This window comes from Gemmatimonadaceae bacterium (assembly GCA_035606695.1).
In the GTDB taxonomy this organism is placed as follows: Bacteria; Gemmatimonadota; Gemmatimonadetes; order Gemmatimonadales; family Gemmatimonadaceae; genus JAQBQB01.
In genome coordinates, this window is sequence record DATNEW010000032.1 from 68,563 (window position 1) to 85,541 (window position 16,979).

Annotated in this window: 15 protein-coding genes; 12 read left to right on the forward strand and 3 right to left on the reverse strand. The window is 65.2% G+C overall.

The annotated features are described in order from the left end of the window. Positions 1-2: 2 nt before the first annotated feature. The 11 genes from VN706_17510 to VN706_17560 all read left to right on the forward strand — a co-directional run bounded on the left by VN706_17510 (position 3) and on the right by VN706_17560 (position 9,656). A complete protein-coding gene (locus tag VN706_17510) occupies positions 3-1,217 on the forward strand; it encodes a 4-hydroxy-3-methylbut-2-enyl diphosphate reductase (GenBank protein HXT17442.1) in 1,215 nt (404 codons plus the stop codon). 1 nt (position 1,218) lies between these two features. Then, positions 1,219-1,983: a GDSL-type esterase/lipase family protein gene (locus VN706_17515; protein ID HXT17443.1), complete on the forward strand. Its 765-nt coding sequence runs from the start codon at positions 1,219-1,221 to the stop codon at positions 1,981-1,983. A 28-nt stretch (positions 1,984-2,011) separates the two neighbouring features. Then, a complete protein-coding gene (locus VN706_17520; GenBank protein ID HXT17444.1) occupies positions 2,012-2,992 on the forward strand; it encodes an XdhC family protein in 981 nt (326 codons plus the stop codon). After that, on the forward strand, positions 2,989-3,354 hold the full coding sequence (locus VN706_17525) for an iron-sulfur cluster assembly scaffold protein (protein HXT17445.1): 366 nt from the start codon (positions 2,989-2,991) through the stop codon (positions 3,352-3,354). The genes VN706_17520 and VN706_17525 overlap by 4 nt, the downstream gene beginning before the upstream one ends. Next, on the forward strand, positions 3,351-3,938 hold the full coding sequence (locus VN706_17530; GenBank protein HXT17446.1) for a nucleotidyltransferase family protein: 588 nt from the start codon (positions 3,351-3,353) through the stop codon (positions 3,936-3,938). The genes VN706_17525 and VN706_17530 overlap by 4 nt, the downstream gene beginning before the upstream one ends. Positions 3,939-4,056: 118 nt before the next feature. Next, positions 4,057-5,730: a gamma-glutamyltransferase gene (gene ggt, locus VN706_17535; GenBank protein HXT17447.1), complete on the forward strand. Its 1,674-nt coding sequence runs from the start codon at positions 4,057-4,059 to the stop codon at positions 5,728-5,730. A 36-nt stretch (positions 5,731-5,766) separates the two neighbouring features. Next, the gene (locus VN706_17540; GenBank protein ID HXT17448.1) at positions 5,767-6,486 is read left to right on the forward strand and encodes a DUF5715 family protein; all 720 of its coding nucleotides are present in this window, start codon (positions 5,767-5,769) and stop codon (positions 6,484-6,486) included. 82 nt (positions 6,487-6,568) lie between these two features. Continuing rightward, positions 6,569-7,810 (forward strand): MFS transporter, encoded by a 1,242-nt coding sequence (locus tag VN706_17545; protein ID HXT17449.1) that lies wholly within the window; start codon positions 6,569-6,571, stop codon positions 7,808-7,810. Between the two features lie 15 nt (positions 7,811-7,825). Then, positions 7,826-8,449, forward strand: coding sequence for a sigma-70 family RNA polymerase sigma factor (locus tag VN706_17550; protein ID HXT17450.1), 624 nt, complete (start codon positions 7,826-7,828; stop codon positions 8,447-8,449). Next, entirely contained in the window at positions 8,446-8,868 is a 423-nt protein-coding gene (locus VN706_17555; GenBank protein ID HXT17451.1) for a hypothetical protein, read from the forward strand. Before VN706_17550 ends, VN706_17555 begins: the two co-directional genes overlap by 4 nt. Continuing rightward, positions 8,865-9,656, forward strand: a complete 792-nt coding sequence (locus tag VN706_17560) for a hypothetical protein (protein ID HXT17452.1) — start codon at positions 8,865-8,867, stop codon at positions 9,654-9,656. Before VN706_17555 ends, VN706_17560 begins: the two co-directional genes overlap by 4 nt. Here the strand turns inward: VN706_17560 and VN706_17565 are convergent, their stop codons facing one another. The 3 genes from VN706_17565 to VN706_17575 form a co-directional block, all read right to left on the reverse strand. Beyond that, a complete protein-coding gene (locus VN706_17565) occupies positions 9,657-12,344 on the reverse strand; it encodes an ABC transporter permease (GenBank protein HXT17453.1) in 2,688 nt (895 codons plus the stop codon). A gap of 2 nt (positions 12,345-12,346) precedes the next feature. Then, positions 12,347-12,748, reverse strand: a complete 402-nt coding sequence (locus VN706_17570) for a PadR family transcriptional regulator (GenBank protein ID HXT17454.1) — start codon at positions 12,746-12,748, stop codon at positions 12,347-12,349. Positions 12,749-12,835: 87 nt separating this feature from the next. Beyond that, positions 12,836-13,399: a hypothetical protein gene (locus tag VN706_17575; GenBank protein ID HXT17455.1), complete on the reverse strand. Its 564-nt coding sequence runs from the start codon at positions 13,397-13,399 to the stop codon at positions 12,836-12,838. A gap of 236 nt (positions 13,400-13,635) precedes the next feature. On the opposite strand from VN706_17575, the gene VN706_17580 reads away from it, so the two are divergent. Then, positions 13,636-16,734 (forward strand): prolyl oligopeptidase family serine peptidase, encoded by a 3,099-nt coding sequence (locus tag VN706_17580; protein HXT17456.1) that lies wholly within the window; start codon positions 13,636-13,638, stop codon positions 16,732-16,734. The last annotated feature ends 245 nt before the right edge of the window (positions 16,735-16,979 follow it).

Genomic DNA, 16,979 nt, shown 5'->3' on the forward strand with positions numbered 1-16,979 from the left:
CCATGTCGTCGCCCGACCTATCTACTTATTTCCGAAAGGGTTTCGGGCTCAAGGCCCAAGTCCAGGACGACTTGGCGGCCGATTACGACGGCCGGATCGTGGACCTGCTCAGGTCGCATGAGTACACCCTGACGGTGGGCGACGTCACTATCCGGCTCGCTCGCGAATTTGGGTTCTGCTACGGCGTCGAGCGTGCGGTAGAGTACGCCTATCAGGCGCGGCGAAAGTTTCCTGACCGGCGCATCATCCTCGTCGGCGAGATCATCCACAACCCGCACGTGAACGATCGCCTGCGCGACATGGGCGTGGAGATTCTCACGCGTCCCGAGCCCACGGGCGCGTTCGACTTCTCCTCGATCCGGTCCGAGGACGTCGTCATCATGCCCGCGTTCGGCGTGACGATCGAAGACTTTAGCGCGCTGCGCGAGCTCGGATGCGTGCTCGTCGATACCACGTGCGGATCCGTGCTCAACGTGTGGAAGCGCATCGACAGCTACGGCCGCGACGGATTCACGGCGCTCATTCACGGCAAGTATTACCACGAGGAAACGCGCGCGACCGCCTCGCAGATGCGGAAGTATTCCGAGGGGAATTACCTCATCGTCCGCAACATGGATGAGGCGAAACTCGTCTGCGAATTCATCGAGGGACGACTTTCCTCGGCTGAATTGATGCAGACCTTCGCGCGCGCCGCGTCGCCGGGCTTCGATCCCGAGCGCCACTTGCGGCGCATCGGCGTCGCGAATCAAACGACCATGCTCGCTCGCGAGTCGCTCGCGATCGCCGAAGAAGTCGGCGCATCGATCGAGCGTGCGCGCGGCGCGTCGGCGCGCGCCGAGGATTTCCGAAGCTTCGATACGATCTGCAGCGCGACGCAGGAGCGGCAGGACGCGGTGACCGAGCTGCTCGACACCGGCGTGGACGTGATGGTCGTCATCGGCGGCTTCAACTCGAGCAACACGATCTCGCTCGCCGCGTTGTGCGCCGATCGCGTGCCGACCTATCACATCGAGTCATCCTCGGCGATCGATCCGCAGCGTCACTCGGTCCACTACCGTCGCGCGCAAATCAAGCACGAGGAGGCGGACGCCGCCGACTGGCTGCCTTCCGGTCCGCTGCGCATTGGTATCACCGCGGGGGCGAGCACGCCGAACAACAAGATCGGCGACGTCGTTGCGCGCGTGCTGGCAACGCGAGGGTTGAAGGCGCCGGTGTGAGATGAGCGCGGGCCAGTCCTACGCCAGGTACATCGCGCTGGGCGACTCGATGTCGATCGACCTCTATCCCGCGCTCGACGCCGGCGAGATCGACGTTGCGGTGGCCCTCGAGCGCCGCGTCGATGCCGGCGCCGTCGCGCCGCTTGGCGCCGCATCGCTCTTGTACAAGAACTCTGAAGAGCGCTGGCCGGACGATCTCGGCAACGATCTGTCGTCGCTCTATCCGGGCATCGAGTTTCAGAACCTCGCTTCGGACGGCGCGACGGTCGGCGACGTGTTCGGCGAGCAAATGCCCCTGCTCGAGGACAGCACCGCCCCGACGCTGATCACGCTCACGCTCGGCGGCAATGATCTGTTGAGCGCGTACGGCAGCCGTCCCGCGCGAAAGCTCCTCGATCGCATCGTGGACGACATCGCCGAGGCGTACGACTTTCTCGTCGATCAGCTGCGGGCGAAGTATCAAAACGGGACGTTGATCGTTGCCACGGTGTATGATCCGTCCGACCAGACCGGGAAGATTCCAGGCGTCTACGATGAGGTGGGCAAGCTGCCGCTCGACGTCCTCGACAAGCTGAACGACCACATCCGCTCTCTTGCGGCCGGGACGCCCGGCGTCATGCTCGCTGACGTGTACGCGCGGTTTCTCGGACACGGGGTGACGGCCGCCGAGGCCGACCGGTGGTACTGGAAGCGCTCGCTCATCGAACCCAATGCGCGCGGCGCGAGCGAGATTCGCCATCTATGGCTGGATCTGATCGCGAAGTAGACTAGGGGATCATGCGGAGCGTTCGGTCATGCAGGATCTGATTCAGTCGTTCCCGCCGGAGGTGCGCAACGAGCCGGCGGTTGCCCTCGCGACGCTCATCGGCGCGACGGGAAGCACGTCGAAGAAGATCGGCGCGAAGATGGTCGTCGGCTCGAGCGGCCGCATCCTCGGCGGCGTGACGATCGGCGGTTGTGTCGACGCCCAGGTGGTCGAGGCGTCGGACGCGCTGCTCGAGACGGGCGGCCGGCGCGTGCTGTCGATTTCGCTCGACGATGACGAGGCGTGGGAAATCGGTCTCACGTGCGGTGGCACGATCGAGGTGCTCATCGAGCGCGTGCGGCCCGGGGACGAGAACGATCCCGTCGTCGCGGCGCACGCACAGGCGGCCGAGATTCTCGCGCGCGGGAATGCGGCGGCGATCGTCACGCCGATCGAGCCGGCAGGTGCGCCATTCGCCGTGCCGGCGTCGGAGCTCACCGCGGCTGTTTCCGACGGCCGAACATTCATCGACCGCGTGGCACCGCCGACGACACTGGTGATCGTCGGCGCCGGCCAGATCGCGATGTCGCTCACGAAATTCGCGCGCGAGCTCGAGATGCGAAGCGTCGTCATCGACGGACGCGAGCGCTACGCGACCCGCGCGCGCTTTCCGGATGCGGACGAGATTCAGATTGGAATGCCCTCGGAGATTGTCGCGCGCATTCCGGCCACGCCGAACGTCGCCGCGATTCTCGTCGCGCACGACTACAAGTACGAGCTGCCGGTGCTGCGGCAGCTGCTGCGCTCGAACGTGGGTTATCTCGGCCTGCTCGGGAGCAGGAAGCGCGGTGCGGCGGTGCGCGACATTCTGCGCGAAGAGGGCTACAGCGACGAAGAGCTGCAGCGCATTCACACGCCGATCGGTCTCGACATCGGCGGCAGGAGCTCGGCCGAAGTCGCGCTGTCGATCATCGGCGAAGTTGTCGCGGTGCGCAGTGGAAAGGCTGGCATGGCCGGCAAGCGCGCGTGACGGCATTTCGCGCGATCGTGCTCGAGCATTTCAAGCATCCGCGCAATCGCGGGCCACTGCCCGACGCGACCGTGTCGGTGGAGGGCGCGAATCCGTTGTGTGGCGATCGAATTCGCGTGGAGCTGCTGGTCGATGACGACACGATCGCTGACGCGCGATTCACCGCGGACGCCTGCGCGATCTGCATTGCCGCGGCGTCGACGTTGACCGAGCACGCGCGCGGCATGGGTATATCGCGCGCGCGGGCGATCGATGTGCAGTGGCTGCACCGCGCGCTCGAGGGGGAGCCGCCGCCCGCGCGAATGCGTTGCGTAACGCTGCCGCTCGACACGCTGCACCGCGCGCTGAGCGAGGTCGCGTGATTACGGGGCTGTTGCTCGCCGCGGGCGGGGCACGGCGATTCGGTTCGCAGAAGCTCGTCGCGCCGTACCGCGGCGCGACGGTGGTCGAGCATGCGGCGCGAATACTGCGCGGAGAGACGGACGATCTCATCGTCGTGGTCGGAAGCGAAGCCGATGCCGTGCGACGTGCGCTGCGCGAGATGAACGCGCACATCGTGGAGAATGAGCGTTGGGCGTTGGGACTGTCGACGTCCCTTCGGCGCGGCGTGGAGGCGGTGGCTGGCGACGTCGAGGCGATAATCGTCTCCGTCGGCGATCAGCCGCTGCTCGAACCGGCCGTCATACGAGGCGTGGCGGAACGTTGGCGCGCGACGGCCAAACCGATCGTGAGTGCCAGCTATCGCGGCGTGCGCGGACATCCGGTGCTCTTCGCGCGGTCGATGTTCGGTGCGCTCGCTGAATTGGAAGGTGATGCCGGGGCTCGGCTGCTGATCGAGCGAAGCGGCGATCGCGTCGCATATGTCGAGATCGATGCGCCGATGCCGTCGGACGTGGACACGCCCGACGATCTCGCCCGCTTGTCATCGCAGGCGCAGCGGTTCTAATCCCGAGCGAAGCCGCTTGTCATCCCGAGCGGAGCGAGGGATCTTCTGTCCAAGTCGGATTGGCTGGCCTCTCTACCGGGACGCCAGATTCCTCGCTTCGCTCGGAATGACAATGCGCATGAGCTCATACATAGCTGGTGCCGGCCTCGCACTGACCCCACTCGTTGCCGACGCGCAGCATCCCGGTACGATGGCGGGGCGTTCGCCGGTCTACGCACCAAACGGGATCGCGGCGACGAGCCAACCGTTGGCGACCACCGCGGCGATCCGTGTGCTGCAGAATGGCGGCAACGCCATCGACGCCGCGGTTACCGCCGCTGCCGTACTCGGCGTCGTCGAACCGATGATGACCGGTCCCGGGGGCGACATGTTCGCCATCGTGTGGAGCGCGAAGGAGAAGCATCTCGTCGCGATCAATGCAAGCGGCCGCGCGGGAACGTTGATGACGACGGACGAGTTCGCGCGGCGCAAGCAGACGCGCATTCCGCGTGGGCCCGAGACTGTTACGGTGCCCGGTGCCGTCGCGGGGTGGGACGCGCTGCTCAAGAAGTACGGCACCATCTCGCTGGCGCAGGCGTTGCAGCCGGCGATCGACTATGCCGAGAATGGGTTCATCGTCACGCCGGTGATCGCGAATGATTGGGCCGGCGCGAAAAACATTCTGTCGCGCGATGAGGGCGCGCGCGCGACGTTCCTGGTGAATGGCGAGACGCCGAAAGCGGGAGACTTCTTCCGCAATCCGGATCTCGCGGCGACGTATCGCGAGCTTGCGCGCGAAGGAACGTCGGCGTTCTACGGTGGCGCGTTGGGACAAAAAATTGTCTCCCGGCTGCAGCAACTCGGCGGATTCCTCACGCTCGACGATCTGAAGAAGAATCAGCCAACGTGGGTGACGCCGATTTCGACGCTGTTCAAGGGGTATCGCGTCTGGGAGCTTCCGCCGAATAACCAGGGCATCGCGACGCTGGAGATGCTGCGCATTCTCGACCCGTACGATCTCAAGGGCATGGGTCAGAACTCCGCGACGTATCTGCATCACCTCATCGAGGCGAAGAAGCTCGCGTACGCCGATCTCGCGCGCTACGTCGGCGACGCCGACCACCTCACGATTCCGCCGAGTCGCATGTTGTCGGATGAGTTCATCAAGGAGCGGCGCAGTCACATCGACGAGCACCACGCGCAAACGACCGTCGAGCCCGGACCGGAACGCACATCGAGTGAGACGATCTATCTCACCGTCGCCGACAAGGACGGCAACATGGTGTCGTTCATCAACAGCCTGTTCGATGAATTCGGATCAGGCGTCGTCGTGCCGGGCACCGGGTTCGCGCTGCACGACCGCGGCGCCGGATTCACGCTCGAGCCGGGACTTCCGAATACGGTCGCGCCCGGAAAGCGCCCGTTTCACACGCTCATTCCGGGATTCATCACACGGCCCGGCGCTACCTCCGCCGCGGACGGAACGGGCGACGAGCCATACATGAGCTTCGGACTGATGGGCGGCAGCATGCAGGCGCAGGGTCATGCGCAATTCATCATCAATCATCTCGTATTCGGCATGGACGTGCAGGCGGCGATGGACGCGCCGCGCTTCCGTCACGACACGGGGACGCGCGTCGAAGTCGAGTCGGTCATTCCCGACAGTGTGCTCGCGCAGTTGAGGGCGCTCGGCCACAACATCGTGGTGACCAAGCCCGATCGCTTCGGGGGAAGCCAGGCGATCATCAAGCTCAAGCGCGGCTATGTCGCGGGCTCGGATCCACGCAAGGACGGTCACGCCGCCGGATACTGACAGAGTTGTGGTCCGATGGCTGCACTAGGAAGGGATATGCAGCTGTCACGATTCGTTACACCGGCCTTTTCGGCACTCGCGCTCGCTCTCGTTACCGCGGTCGTCGCTTCGGCCCCGGCGCACGCTCAATCGCTGCGTGGATCGCGCGAGAGCGTTGACCTCATGTATTCCACCGCGCAGTCGGAAGGGCTCGAGTTCACGCGTACGACGGCGGACATTTACGAAGCCGCACGGGTCGGTGCGCTCAAGCTCATCGTGATGACCGATGATCTCGAGCTCGATCGCGCGACGTTTCCATTCGTCCTGCCGGCCACGAAGCGCTTCGCGGATTCCCTTGCGCACGAGTATCACACCGCATGCGGCGAGCGCATTGGCGTGACGAGCGGCGCGCGCCCGATCGACAAGCAGCCGCGCAACGCGTCGCCCAAGTCGGTCCATCCGACCGGCATGGCGGTTGATTTTCGGAAGCCGCGCAATCCGGTCTGCCTCAAGTGGCTGCGTACGAGCCTTGTTGGTCTCGAGTCGGCGCACATCATCGAAGCAACCGAAGAGCGGCATCCGGTTCACTTTCACGTTGCCGTGTTGCATCAGGATCGCGAGCCGCGCTTTCAGTTGGCCGCGCTGCCGGACAGCGGGCGCGTTCGCACGGCCGCCGGCGACGTTGCGTTGACTCACACGACGCACACGTCGCACACGTCGCGCCGCAAGACGCATCGAGCCGCACGCGCGCACGTGAACGTCGACGGATCGCCGTAGCGAAGCGTAGCGAAACGCCGTAGCGAAGCGCCGTAGCGAAGCGCCGTAGCGGACCGTCGGACTCGGCGGCATATTCTCCGCCGTGCCCACGACAACTTCCGCCGACCAGAATCCGGGCGCGGCCTACGCCGCGCCCGTTGTACAAGGCCACCGCGCCGCCGTCATCGCCAGTTTTCTGGGCTGGACGCTCGACGCCTTCGATTTCTTCCTCGTCACGTACACGCTGACCGCGATCGCCAAGGAATTCGGGCGACCGGACAAGGCCATCGCACTGTCGTTGACGCTGACGCTGGCATTTCGCCCCGTCGGTGCGCTCATCTTCGGCTTGATGGCCGACCGGTGGGGCCGAAAGCTCCCGCTGATGATCAACCTCGTCTTCTACGCCGCGGTCGAAGTCGCGACGGGGTTCGCGCCGAACTACGCGACGTTCATGATCCTGCGCGCCCTGTTCGGCATCGGCATGGGCGGCGAATGGGGTGTCGGCGCGTCGCTGGCGATGGAGAAAGCGCCGAAGCATCAGCGCGGTATTCTTTCCGGCTTGCTGCAAGAAGGCTACGCAACGGGCAACCTGCTTGCGGCCGTGTGTTTCTTCTTCGTGTTTCCGCACGTCGGCTGGCGGGCGATGTTCTTCATCGGCGGCATTCCGGCCTTGCTCGCCGTGTACGTGCGGTCGCAGGTCAAGGAATCGGAGGTCTGGGAGCGTACGCGCCATACGCACGCGACGTTCAACGCGTACATGCGTCAGATCGCGTCGCACTGGAAGCTGTTCCTGTACCTGTTCGTGTTCATGACGATGATGAACTTCATCTCGCACGGCACGCAGGACATGTATCCGACGTTCCTCAAGTCGGATTGGAAGTTCACGCCGCAGCGCGTCGCGGTGATCAGCATGATCGCCAATGTCGGCGCCATTACCGGCGGCATTCTGTTCGGCTACTTCTCCGATCGCATCGGCCGAAAGCGCGCGATCATCACCGCGCTGCTGCTCGCGATCTGCGTCATTCCGCTGTGGGCGCTCTCACCGACGATGGGCATGCTGATCGCCGGCGGCTTCGCGATGCAATTCATGGTGCAAGGCGCGTGGGGCGTCATTCCGGCGCACATCAACGAGATGGCGCCGGACTCGGTCCGCGGATTCCTCCCTGGCTTCGCGTATCAATGCGGATCCGCGGTCGCCGGAACGGTGGCGTACATCGAGGCCGTGTTCTCGGAGCGCATGTCCTACGCCCATGCCATGTCTTTCACTGCCGCGACGGTCTTCGCGCTCGGGGTCATCGCCTGCTGGTTCGGGCGGGAACGTCACGGGATCGAATTCGGCGCGTAGCGCGGTAAACGCGCCATGCGATCGCGACGTCTGATGGGTGTGCTCACTCGGACGCTCGTGATCGGGGGCGAGGACGACGGCGATCTGCCGTCGCTGCTCGAGGACGTGCGCGCGGGACGCCCGGCCGCATTGAATAGCCTGGTTGCACGCGTCCAACTGCGCGTGCGCATCTGGGCGACGCGCTTTGCCTCCGATGAGGACGCGGCCGAAGACATCGCGCAGGAAGTATTGATCGATCTGGAGCGGCGCCTTGGCCAATTCGAGGGCCGCAGCCGCTTCAGCACCTGGCTGTTCACCGTCACGCGCAACGTCGCGCTGTCGCAGCGGCGCCGCGAGCAGCGCCGAGCGGCGTTGCTCCAGAACCATGTCGGAGAGCCTGCGGCGTCGGCGCCGTCCGAGCCGAACACTGATGCAAAAACGCTCGTCTCGTTCGCTCTGCGTTACGTCGACGCGTTGCCGCGAAAGCAGCGTTTGATTTTCGAGTTGACCGACATTCGTGGTATGACGCCGGCCGATGTCGCGCGGGAGTTGAAGATGGAACAGGTCACGGTGCGCGCGCATCTCTTCAAGGCGCGCCGCGCGATTCGCGCCCAGCTGATCGCGAACCACGAACGCATGTTGACGGAGTATCGCTCATGACTTGCGACGAAGCCCGACGCGCCATGCTCACCGCCGACCCCGCCGAATTGCACGGCCGGGGAGGCGGCGCGCTCGCCGAGCATGTTGCGGCGTGCCCGGCGTGTCGCGCCCTTGCTCGAGCACTGGCGAACGATCTCGATGCGCTCGGCGCGGCCGTGTCGCGTCGCTGGTCGCACCGCGAGCACGTTGTTGTCACGCTGCTGCCGATCGCCGCACTCGTCGTCGGCGTGTTGACGTTCTCCGTGCATCGCGCGAGGTCTCGTGCCGTGTCTGCGCCGGCGCCGGCGGTCGCGGCTGTTCGCGCTCCCGGCCCGCAGACGGTTTCCGTAGACGTCGCGCGCGGGCAGCACGCCACGGTGTTCAAGACGAAAGACCCGACGGTCACGGTCGTGTGGCTGTCCAACGACGGTGGGTTATGAAAACGCTAATAACGCTCGCGCTGGCCGGGTTGTTCGTCGCTCCAATCGGCGCCGTTCATTCACAGTCCGGGCCGGACACCGTCGCCGTGCGAACGGTGCAGCTGCATCACCTGACCAACAGCGACGCGGTCGCGCTGCTCACGCCCTACATGCTGGGACGCGGCGGCGTGTACACGGCCGGCCAAGGCATTCACGCCGTCACGTTGCGCGGCTCGGCGAGAACGATCGCGGAAATGGAGAAGCTGCTCGCACAATACGATCGCTCGCCGACGACGGTGACGCTCAGCTTCCAGCTCGTTTCCGGCGACTACACCAATCGGCGCGATCCCGTGCTGGCCTCGCTGGACTCCGTGCTGCGGACGGTGCTGCGCTTCTCCGGCTATCATCTGATAAGCACCGCGTTGATCAACGCGTCGGAACGGTCCTCCACGACCCAGACGCTGAGCGCGGATGGACAGGATTACGAGCTCTCGACGACCGTCGAAGAAATCTCCGGCGAGGGCGCCGACGCCACGATTCATCTCAAGGTGTATTTGCAGGAGACGGCGCACGCCGGCATGACGCACAACATCATATTGAGCACCGGCGTGACCATCCCGATGGGTCACACGGTCGTCCTCGGAACGTCGGTTCAGACGGCTCGCGCGCAGGTGCCGCTCGGCTACAAGCCGCAACCGAACGGTGGCACCGTGGAGCAGCTTCCGCCCGCGAGCCAGTATGCGGCCGGAAGCGATCGCGCACTCATTCTCGTCGTGCGGCCGCAGCTCGCCGCCGCCAAGCGCGACTGATTATTCGGTGCGTAGCGCGATCATCGGATCGACTCGACTCGCGCGGCGCGCCGGGATGTAGCACGCGAGCATCGCCACGCCCGACAGCACGATGGTGACGGTGGCGAACGTGACGACGTCGGTCGATGCGACGCCGTACAGCTCACCGCGCAGCAGGCGCGCGGCCACGACCGACGCTAGCAGTCCGACCACGACCGCCGCGCCGACGAGCCGTATGCCCTCGCGTACTACCATCGCGGTTACCTGCGACGCGCTGGCGCCGAGCGCGACGCGTACGCCGACTTCGCGCGTACGCTGCGACATCGTGTAGCTCAACACGCCGTAGATGCCGATCGTCGCCACGAGCAACGCGACGACCGCGAAGAGACCGGTGAGCCACATCATCGTCTTCTTCGACGCGACGACGCCCTGGAGATCCTGCTCCATGTCGCGAAAGCGCCATACGGGTTGATCGCGGTCCACGCGCCAGATGGCTTCACGAACACTCTTCGCCATGGCGAGCGGGTTGCCGTTCGTTCGCACGACGAGGCTCGTGAAGACCTGCGGACGCTGGTCGTGCGGGACGTAGCCCTGAAGCAACTGCGTCTCGTTCAACGTGTAGTGCCGCGTGTCGCCGACCACTCCGACGACGGTCCGCCATTCTTCCGTGCCGGTCTTGATGCGCTTGCCGATCGGCGACTCGTGCGGCCACGTCGCTTCGGCGAACGCTTTATTGACCACGATGACGGGCAGCGATCCCGCGCGATCCGTCGTCTGCACGTCGCGTCCCAGACGCAGTGGAATGCGCATGGCCGCGAAATAGCCGGGACTGACGCTGTTCAGCTGCATTTGCGGCGCGTCGCCAGGATTTACCGGCGGCTTACCCTCGATCTCGACGGGATAACTCTCACCGTTTCCGCTGAATGGCGAGGCCCGAACGAGCGCCGCCGCTTCGACACCGGGGATCGCACGCAGCTCCTGCGCGAGACGATCGAACGCGACGACGATCTTGTCCGGCGAGTCGTACTTCACCGCCGGCAAACGGAGCTGCGCGGTCAGGAGATTCCGCGAATCGAACCCTGGATCGACGCGCTCGAGCGCGAGCAGCGACCGCGTCAGCAGTCCCGCCGACGAGAGCAGCGCCAGCGACAATGCCAGCTGCACGACCGCGAGCACATTGCGCGTCGTCGTGCTCGCTCCATCCGACCCGCGGCTTCGCAGCATGTCGTTGAGATTCGCGCGCGATGCCTGCCACGCGGGCGCCAGGCCGAACAGCAATCCCGTGAGGATCGACGTCGCGAGCGTGAATGACAGCACGCGCGCGTCGAATCGAATGTCCGATGCGTCGACCGGCAATTGCGGTCCGATGAGCGCGACGAGCGCTTTCGTGAGGACGACACCAAGCCCGATGCCGGCGACGCCACCGGCCAGCGCCAGCACGACATTTTCGGTGAGCAGCTGCTGCGCGATCCGGCCGCGCCCCGCACCGAGCGCGGCGCGCACCGACAACTCCCGACCGCGAGCCGCGCCGCGCGCCAACTGAAGATTCGCGACGTTCGCGCACGCGATCAGCAATACCGCGACGACCGCGGCGAGAATGATCAGCAATCGTCCACGAACGCCGCCGACCGTGACCTCCTCCAGGGAAACCACTTCGGCGCCGGTTCCCTCGTTCGTCGTGGGATACTCCTTCGCGAGCTGCTTCTCAATGGCACTGATGTCGCCGCGCGCCGCGTCCAGGGTGACGCCGGGCTTGAGCCGGCCCGCGACGAGAATGCCGCGCGTGCCACGATCGAGCCCGTGCGCGTTGGGATAATACCCGATCGGCACGCTCACATCCGGCGCCCCGAGCGGCATCTGCATATTTGGCGTCGTGACGCCGACGATCGTGAACGTCGTGCCGTTGAGCACGATCGGTTTGCCGAGGATCGCCGGATCGCCGCCGAACCGCGTTTGCCAGCATTCGTATGAGAGAACTGCAACAGGCGCCTTGGTCGCGACTTCGGTCTCCGCGTCGGTGAACAACCGGCCGCGAGACGTCTGCGCCCCGATGACACGAAGAAAGCTCGCGCTCACGAAGGAACCGATGAGCCGATCGGGCGCATCGCCGCCCGTGAGATTCACGCTCTGGCCACGGAACGCGCCGAGATCGGCGAAGGTGTGGTTGCGAGCACGCCAGTCGAGGTAATCGGCGTATACGACGCCTTGTCCACCCTGCGTGCCCTGTGTGCCCCACAGCACCGCAAGCCGGTCGGGATCGGGATAGGGAAGCGGCCGAATGAGCACCGCGTTCACGACCGAGAACACCGCGGTGTTGGCTCCGATGCCCAGGGCGAGAGTAAGCACCGCAACGAGCGTGAATGCCGGCCGCCGCCGGAGCGACCGTAGCGCGAATCGGAGATCGTGCGCGAGAATGTCCATGCTGTCCCTTGGGCGTTGCCGCGGTGTTGGAAGCGAAGCTGGAAGTGATGCTGGAAATTGTCGTGCGGGTTCGGGAGTGCGTGCCGACCATTCGCGAACGGCGCCCGTCGCGAGATCGACGATGAGTTCCACGCCTTCGCGTGCGAGCGCGCGAGTCCCACGACGGCGTGCCGTGTCGAGTCGTTCATGCGCGAAGGCGGCCATCTCGCCGCCGAAGCGCGCGCGAAAGTCGCGCGGAAAAATCAGCAGTAAAGCGCGATAGGCGCGCTCGAAAAAAGCTTGGCGCATCGCTACGCGGGCCGTGGATCGCGAAGCAGGTCACGCGAGCGGGCCAGGCGCACGACCGCGGCGAGCCGCTCGAGCTCGAGCTCCAGGACTCGGCGGCCGAACGGAGTCACGCGGTAGTATCGCCGCCGGTCGTCGTCATCGCCCGCGCGCTTCCGGTGCGGCGCTTCGTCGATGAGCGACGACGCGAGCATTCGTTGAATGGACCCGTACAGCGTGCCCGGACCCATCCGCATTTGCCCATTCGTGATCGCTTCCACTTCCTGCGCGATCGCGTAGCCGTGCCGTTCGCCCTCGGCCAGGATGAGCAGGATGTGCAGCACGACGGGTGTGAGCGGGAGCTGTGCGCTCGGATCGGGTCGCGATACCATGATGCCCACTATATCCGTGACGGATGTAGTGGGCAAGAGGGAAGTTGCCGGCGGGCCGCGCGGCGGGGTTGGCGGGCCTGCACCTCGAGTTAGAGGACGACTCGGAGTGCTCGATACCCGACCCTACCGCTCCTCGCACACGTTCGTCTCGCGACGCTCGAGGAACGTCACCGGCCGCACCGTCCGCGGCACCTTGATCACGTCCACCGGCGACACCACTTCATTCAAACAGCCGCAGCGCGATCCATGATGCCGCTCGCGAACGACCGCATAAATGCGCTTGTCCTTGTCGCGGAACACGGTGTCGACATTGATCTGATAGCCCATGCACGGCGCCTGGCCCATGCCGACGACCAGCAGCATCTCGCGCGAGAAGTCCACGTTCGGCAGCGGCGCCGGCGAGCTCGAGCCGACGATCCGCCTCCAGATCGCGTCCCAATCCGCCGTGTCGAGCACCGCAAGGCGCACCGACGACGGCAGCTGGCTTTTCGCATTCTTATATAGGTGATCGACCGCGTCGTAGGGCTCGAGCTGGATGTCGCGCGCATGAGCTTCCGTCGCGACCTCGCGAATCGGCGCCGCATTTCCCTGGGCGTCAGGCCGCAGCGACGGATGAGTCTGGTGGCATCCGTAGATAAATGCCGAGCTCGCAGCCAACACTACGGCCCCGAAAACCGTTTTCCGCATGGTATTCCCTCGTTGTGGAGCACACGTTCCCACAACCGAGTATCGGTCGCGCGGCATTCGGACTTTAACATTTGGTGGGCGACCGCCCACCGATGGACAGGCGCAGCGGACGCCAAGGGCCCTTGTGAACGCACGAGTTGGACAGGTAAGTGCCACAACCGTAGCTTCTTAGCTCCGGACAACGCCAGTTCCCACCCCGCATTCCCTTGCAGCACCGTCTCTGACGGGGAGCCTTCATGCATTACCCCCACCGGTCTCTGCGGCGCCTCCTGACCGCCGCGCCCATCGTTTTCCTCGCCGCGCACGCGCCGGCTGCCGGCGCCCAAGCCGCGCCGCACGGCACCAAGCAGTTGCAGACGGCCGACCTCAAGGCGTGGAAGAGCATTCGCCAGAGCGTGCTGTCGAACGACGGCAAGTGGTTCGCGTACGTGCTCGCCCCGAATGAGGGGAATGCCGAGGTGATCGTGAAGTCGACCGCCCCGGACGGGAAGGAGTTGAAGTTTCCGATCGGCGACGCCAGCGCGGCCGGTGGCGGTGGTCGTGGCGGTCCGGCGGCTGGCGGCGACGCCGGCGCGAACGCGTCGCTCGCGATCAGCGGCGACTCCAAGTGGGTGGCGTTCACCGTCTATCCCAACGCGACGACCGCGGGTGCGCAGAACGGTCGTGCGGGACGCGGTGGACGCGGCGGTGCGGCCCCAGGCGGCGCGCAGAATGGCGCGCCGGCAGCCAATCGCAACAAGGTCGAGCTGGTGAACCTCGCGACCGGCGCCAAGCAGGAGTTCGATGCGGTGCGCCGCTTCGCGTTCAACGGCGAGAAGCCGACGTGGATTGCGATGCAGAGCTATCCGGCGCAAGCCGAAGCGCCCGCGACCGGCGCAACCGGTGGGAATAACGCCGGGGCGACATCGCGGACCGCGGGCTCCGACCTCGTGCTCCACAATCTCGCGAATGGCGAAGCCGTGAACATCGGCAACGTCGCCGAATTCGCGTTCGATGAAGACGGCGAGTATCTCGCGTACACCATCGATGCGCGCGACGAGATCGGCAACGGCGTGCAGCTGCGCGACATGCGGACGGACGTCGTGAAGGCGATCGACTCCGACCGCGCGTTGTACCGCAGCCTCGCGTGGGCCGACACGAATCAGGCGCTGACCGTGCTGCGCGGCCGAGTGGATTCCACGGCGCGCGATACGATCTACTCGGTCGTCGCGTTCACCGACATCGCATCAGCGCAGCCGAAGAAGCTGGTCTTCGACGCGTCACAGCACTCGGATTTCCCGTCGAGCATGGCGATCGCGCCAACGCGTGCGCCGCGCTTCTCCGAAGATCTCCAGACGATCTTCTTCGGCGTGCGCGAAGCGAAAAAGCCGGGCACGCGCACGCTCGCGGCGCGCGGCAGCAGCATCGTGCAGGCCGGCGCGCCGGGCATGGGCGGCACCATCAACCAGCCGCGCGTGAACGAAGCGCAGGAAGAGAATCCGTCGCTCATCCTCTGGCACTACAAGGATCCGCGCCTCCAGTCGCAGCAGATCGTGCAGGAGCAGCAGGACCGCTCGTTCAACTACCTGAGCGAATATCGCATCGCTGACAACAAGGTCATCCGCCTCGCTGATGACGCGCTGCGCACCGTGAATGTGACGCCGCACGATCATTTCGCGGTCGGCACCGACACGCGCGAATACGATCAGGCTTCGAGTTACAACGGGCGCCGCTATCAGGACACGTACTCGGTCGATCTCACGACGGGCGCGCGCAAGCTGCTGCTCAAGAAGCATCTCGGGAACGCGAACATTGCGTCGCCCAACGGCAAGAACGCCCTCTACTGGGGTGACGACGCGCAGTGGCACGTGATGGATCTCGCGACCGGTGAGCAGCACGTCATCTCGAAGGGCGTGCCGACGTTGTTCGCCGACACCTCGGACGATCACAACAACATCGTCATGCCGCCCGACGCCTCACTCGGCTGGACGAAGGACGGCAGCGCCGTGCTGCTCTCCGACGGCTTCGACGTGTGGAAGGTGCCGGTGAACGGCGGCACCGCGGTGAACCTCACCGTGGATGGGAAAAAGAATCAGATTCGCTATCAGCGGATCCTGGCGTTCGAGCAGACGCGCGCGGGCGCGCCGGCGGGTGGACGCGGTGGACGCGGCGGTCGTGGCGGTGCCGGCAACGCCGAAGGCGTGGACATGTCGCAGCCGATCTACTTCGCCACGTACGGTGAATGGACGAAGAAGTCCGGCGTCTCGAAGGTGGAACCGAACAAGCCGGGCGCGCAGCGCATCGTGTTCGACGATGCGAATTACAATTTCCAGAAGGCGAAGGACGCCGACGTCTACGTGTACACGCGGCAGACGGCCATCGACTTTCCGAACTACTACGTCACCGACGCGAGTCTCAAGCCGGGACGCCAGCTCACCGACGCCAATCCGCAGCAGAAGGATTTCGCGTGGACGAGCGGCGTGAAGCTCATCAACTACACGAGCGCCAAGGGTGACAAGCTGCAGGGCGCGCTGTATCTGCCGGCGAACTACGAGCCGGGCAAGAAGTATCCGCTGCTCGTGACGATCTACGAGAAGCGCTCGAACCTGGCGCACAATTACGTCTCGCTCAACGAGACGAGCACGCCGAATCGTTCGCTCTACACGAGCCGCGGCTACGCGGTGCTCGATCCCGACATCGTGTACAGGGTGAACGACCCCGGCATGTCGGCCGTGTGGTGCGTGGTCCCGGCCGTCAAAGCCGCGATCGCCACCGGCATCGTCGACTCGGCGGACGTTGGTTTGTGGGGGCACTCGTGGGGCGGCTACCAGACGGCCTTCCTCGTCACGCAGACGAACATCTTCAAGGCCGCGATCGCCGGCGCGCCGCTCACCGACATGGTGAGCATGTACGGCTCGATCTACTGGAACACGGGCGGCGCCGATCAGGCGATCTTCGAGGCGAGCCAGGGCCGCTTCAAGGGCAACTACATTGACAACTACGACGCCTACATCCGCAATTCACCGAACTTTCATGCGAAGAATGTGAAGACGCCGCTCATCATCCTGGCGAACGACAAGGATGGCGCGGTGGACTTCAATCAGGGCATCACGTACTTCAACACACTTCGCCAGCTCCAGAAGGACGTGATCCTGCTCGAGTACGTCGGCGAGAACCACGGCCTCGCGCGCCCGGTCAACATGAAGGACTACGCGATGCGCCAGAAGGATTGGTTCGACCACTATCTGAAGGGCACGCCGGCGCCGGAGTGGATGACGAACGGCATTCCGCGCATCAAGATGGACGAGTACTGGCAGCAGCTCAAAGCGCAGCAAGCAGGAACGATCGTTCCGTGATGTCGGCGGCTTTCGCCCAATAGCGAGAGTCACGCACACAACTACTCTAGGCGTTAGGCCTGCGGCGTTAGGCGCGAGGTTTCCCTCCAGCCCATCGCCTCAGGCCTAACGCCTAGAGTGCTCTGGGCCACACTACGCCGTGTTAGTCGAGCCTCTTCTCAACTTGCGGTAGATTTGCCCCATGGCATCGCCTGATCTTCTCGCGCAGATGAATGACGAGCCGAAGGATCTCGGCTTCGGCTCCG

Excerpts from the sequence above, each read along its gene's own strand:
- VN706_17515 (HXT17443.1), top strand. The coding sequence starts at position 1,219 with ATGAGCGCGGGCCAGTCCTACGCCAGGTACATCGCGCTGGGCGACTCG.
- VN706_17560 (HXT17452.1), top strand. The coding sequence starts at position 8,865 with ATGAAAACGCTAATAACGCTCGCGCTGGCCGGGTTGTTCGTCGCTCCA.
- VN706_17565 (HXT17453.1), bottom strand. The coding sequence starts at position 12,344 with ATGCGCCAAGCTTTTTTCGAGCGCGCCTATCGCGCTTTACTGCTGATT.
- VN706_17520 (HXT17444.1), top strand. The coding sequence starts at position 2,012 with ATGCAGGATCTGATTCAGTCGTTCCCGCCGGAGGTGCGCAACGAGCCG.
- ggt (HXT17447.1), top strand. The coding sequence starts at position 4,057 with ATGAGCTCATACATAGCTGGTGCCGGCCTCGCACTGACCCCACTCGTT.
- VN706_17555 (HXT17451.1), top strand. The coding sequence starts at position 8,446 with ATGACTTGCGACGAAGCCCGACGCGCCATGCTCACCGCCGACCCCGCC.
- VN706_17510 (HXT17442.1), top strand. The coding sequence starts at position 3 with ATGTCGTCGCCCGACCTATCTACTTATTTCCGAAAGGGTTTCGGGCTC.
- VN706_17580 (HXT17456.1), top strand. The coding sequence starts at position 13,636 with ATGCATTACCCCCACCGGTCTCTGCGGCGCCTCCTGACCGCCGCGCCC.
- VN706_17540 (HXT17448.1), top strand. The coding sequence starts at position 5,767 with ATGCAGCTGTCACGATTCGTTACACCGGCCTTTTCGGCACTCGCGCTC.
- VN706_17575 (HXT17455.1), bottom strand. The coding sequence starts at position 13,399 with ATGCGGAAAACGGTTTTCGGGGCCGTAGTGTTGGCTGCGAGCTCGGCA.
- VN706_17550 (HXT17450.1), top strand. The coding sequence starts at position 7,826 with ATGCGATCGCGACGTCTGATGGGTGTGCTCACTCGGACGCTCGTGATC.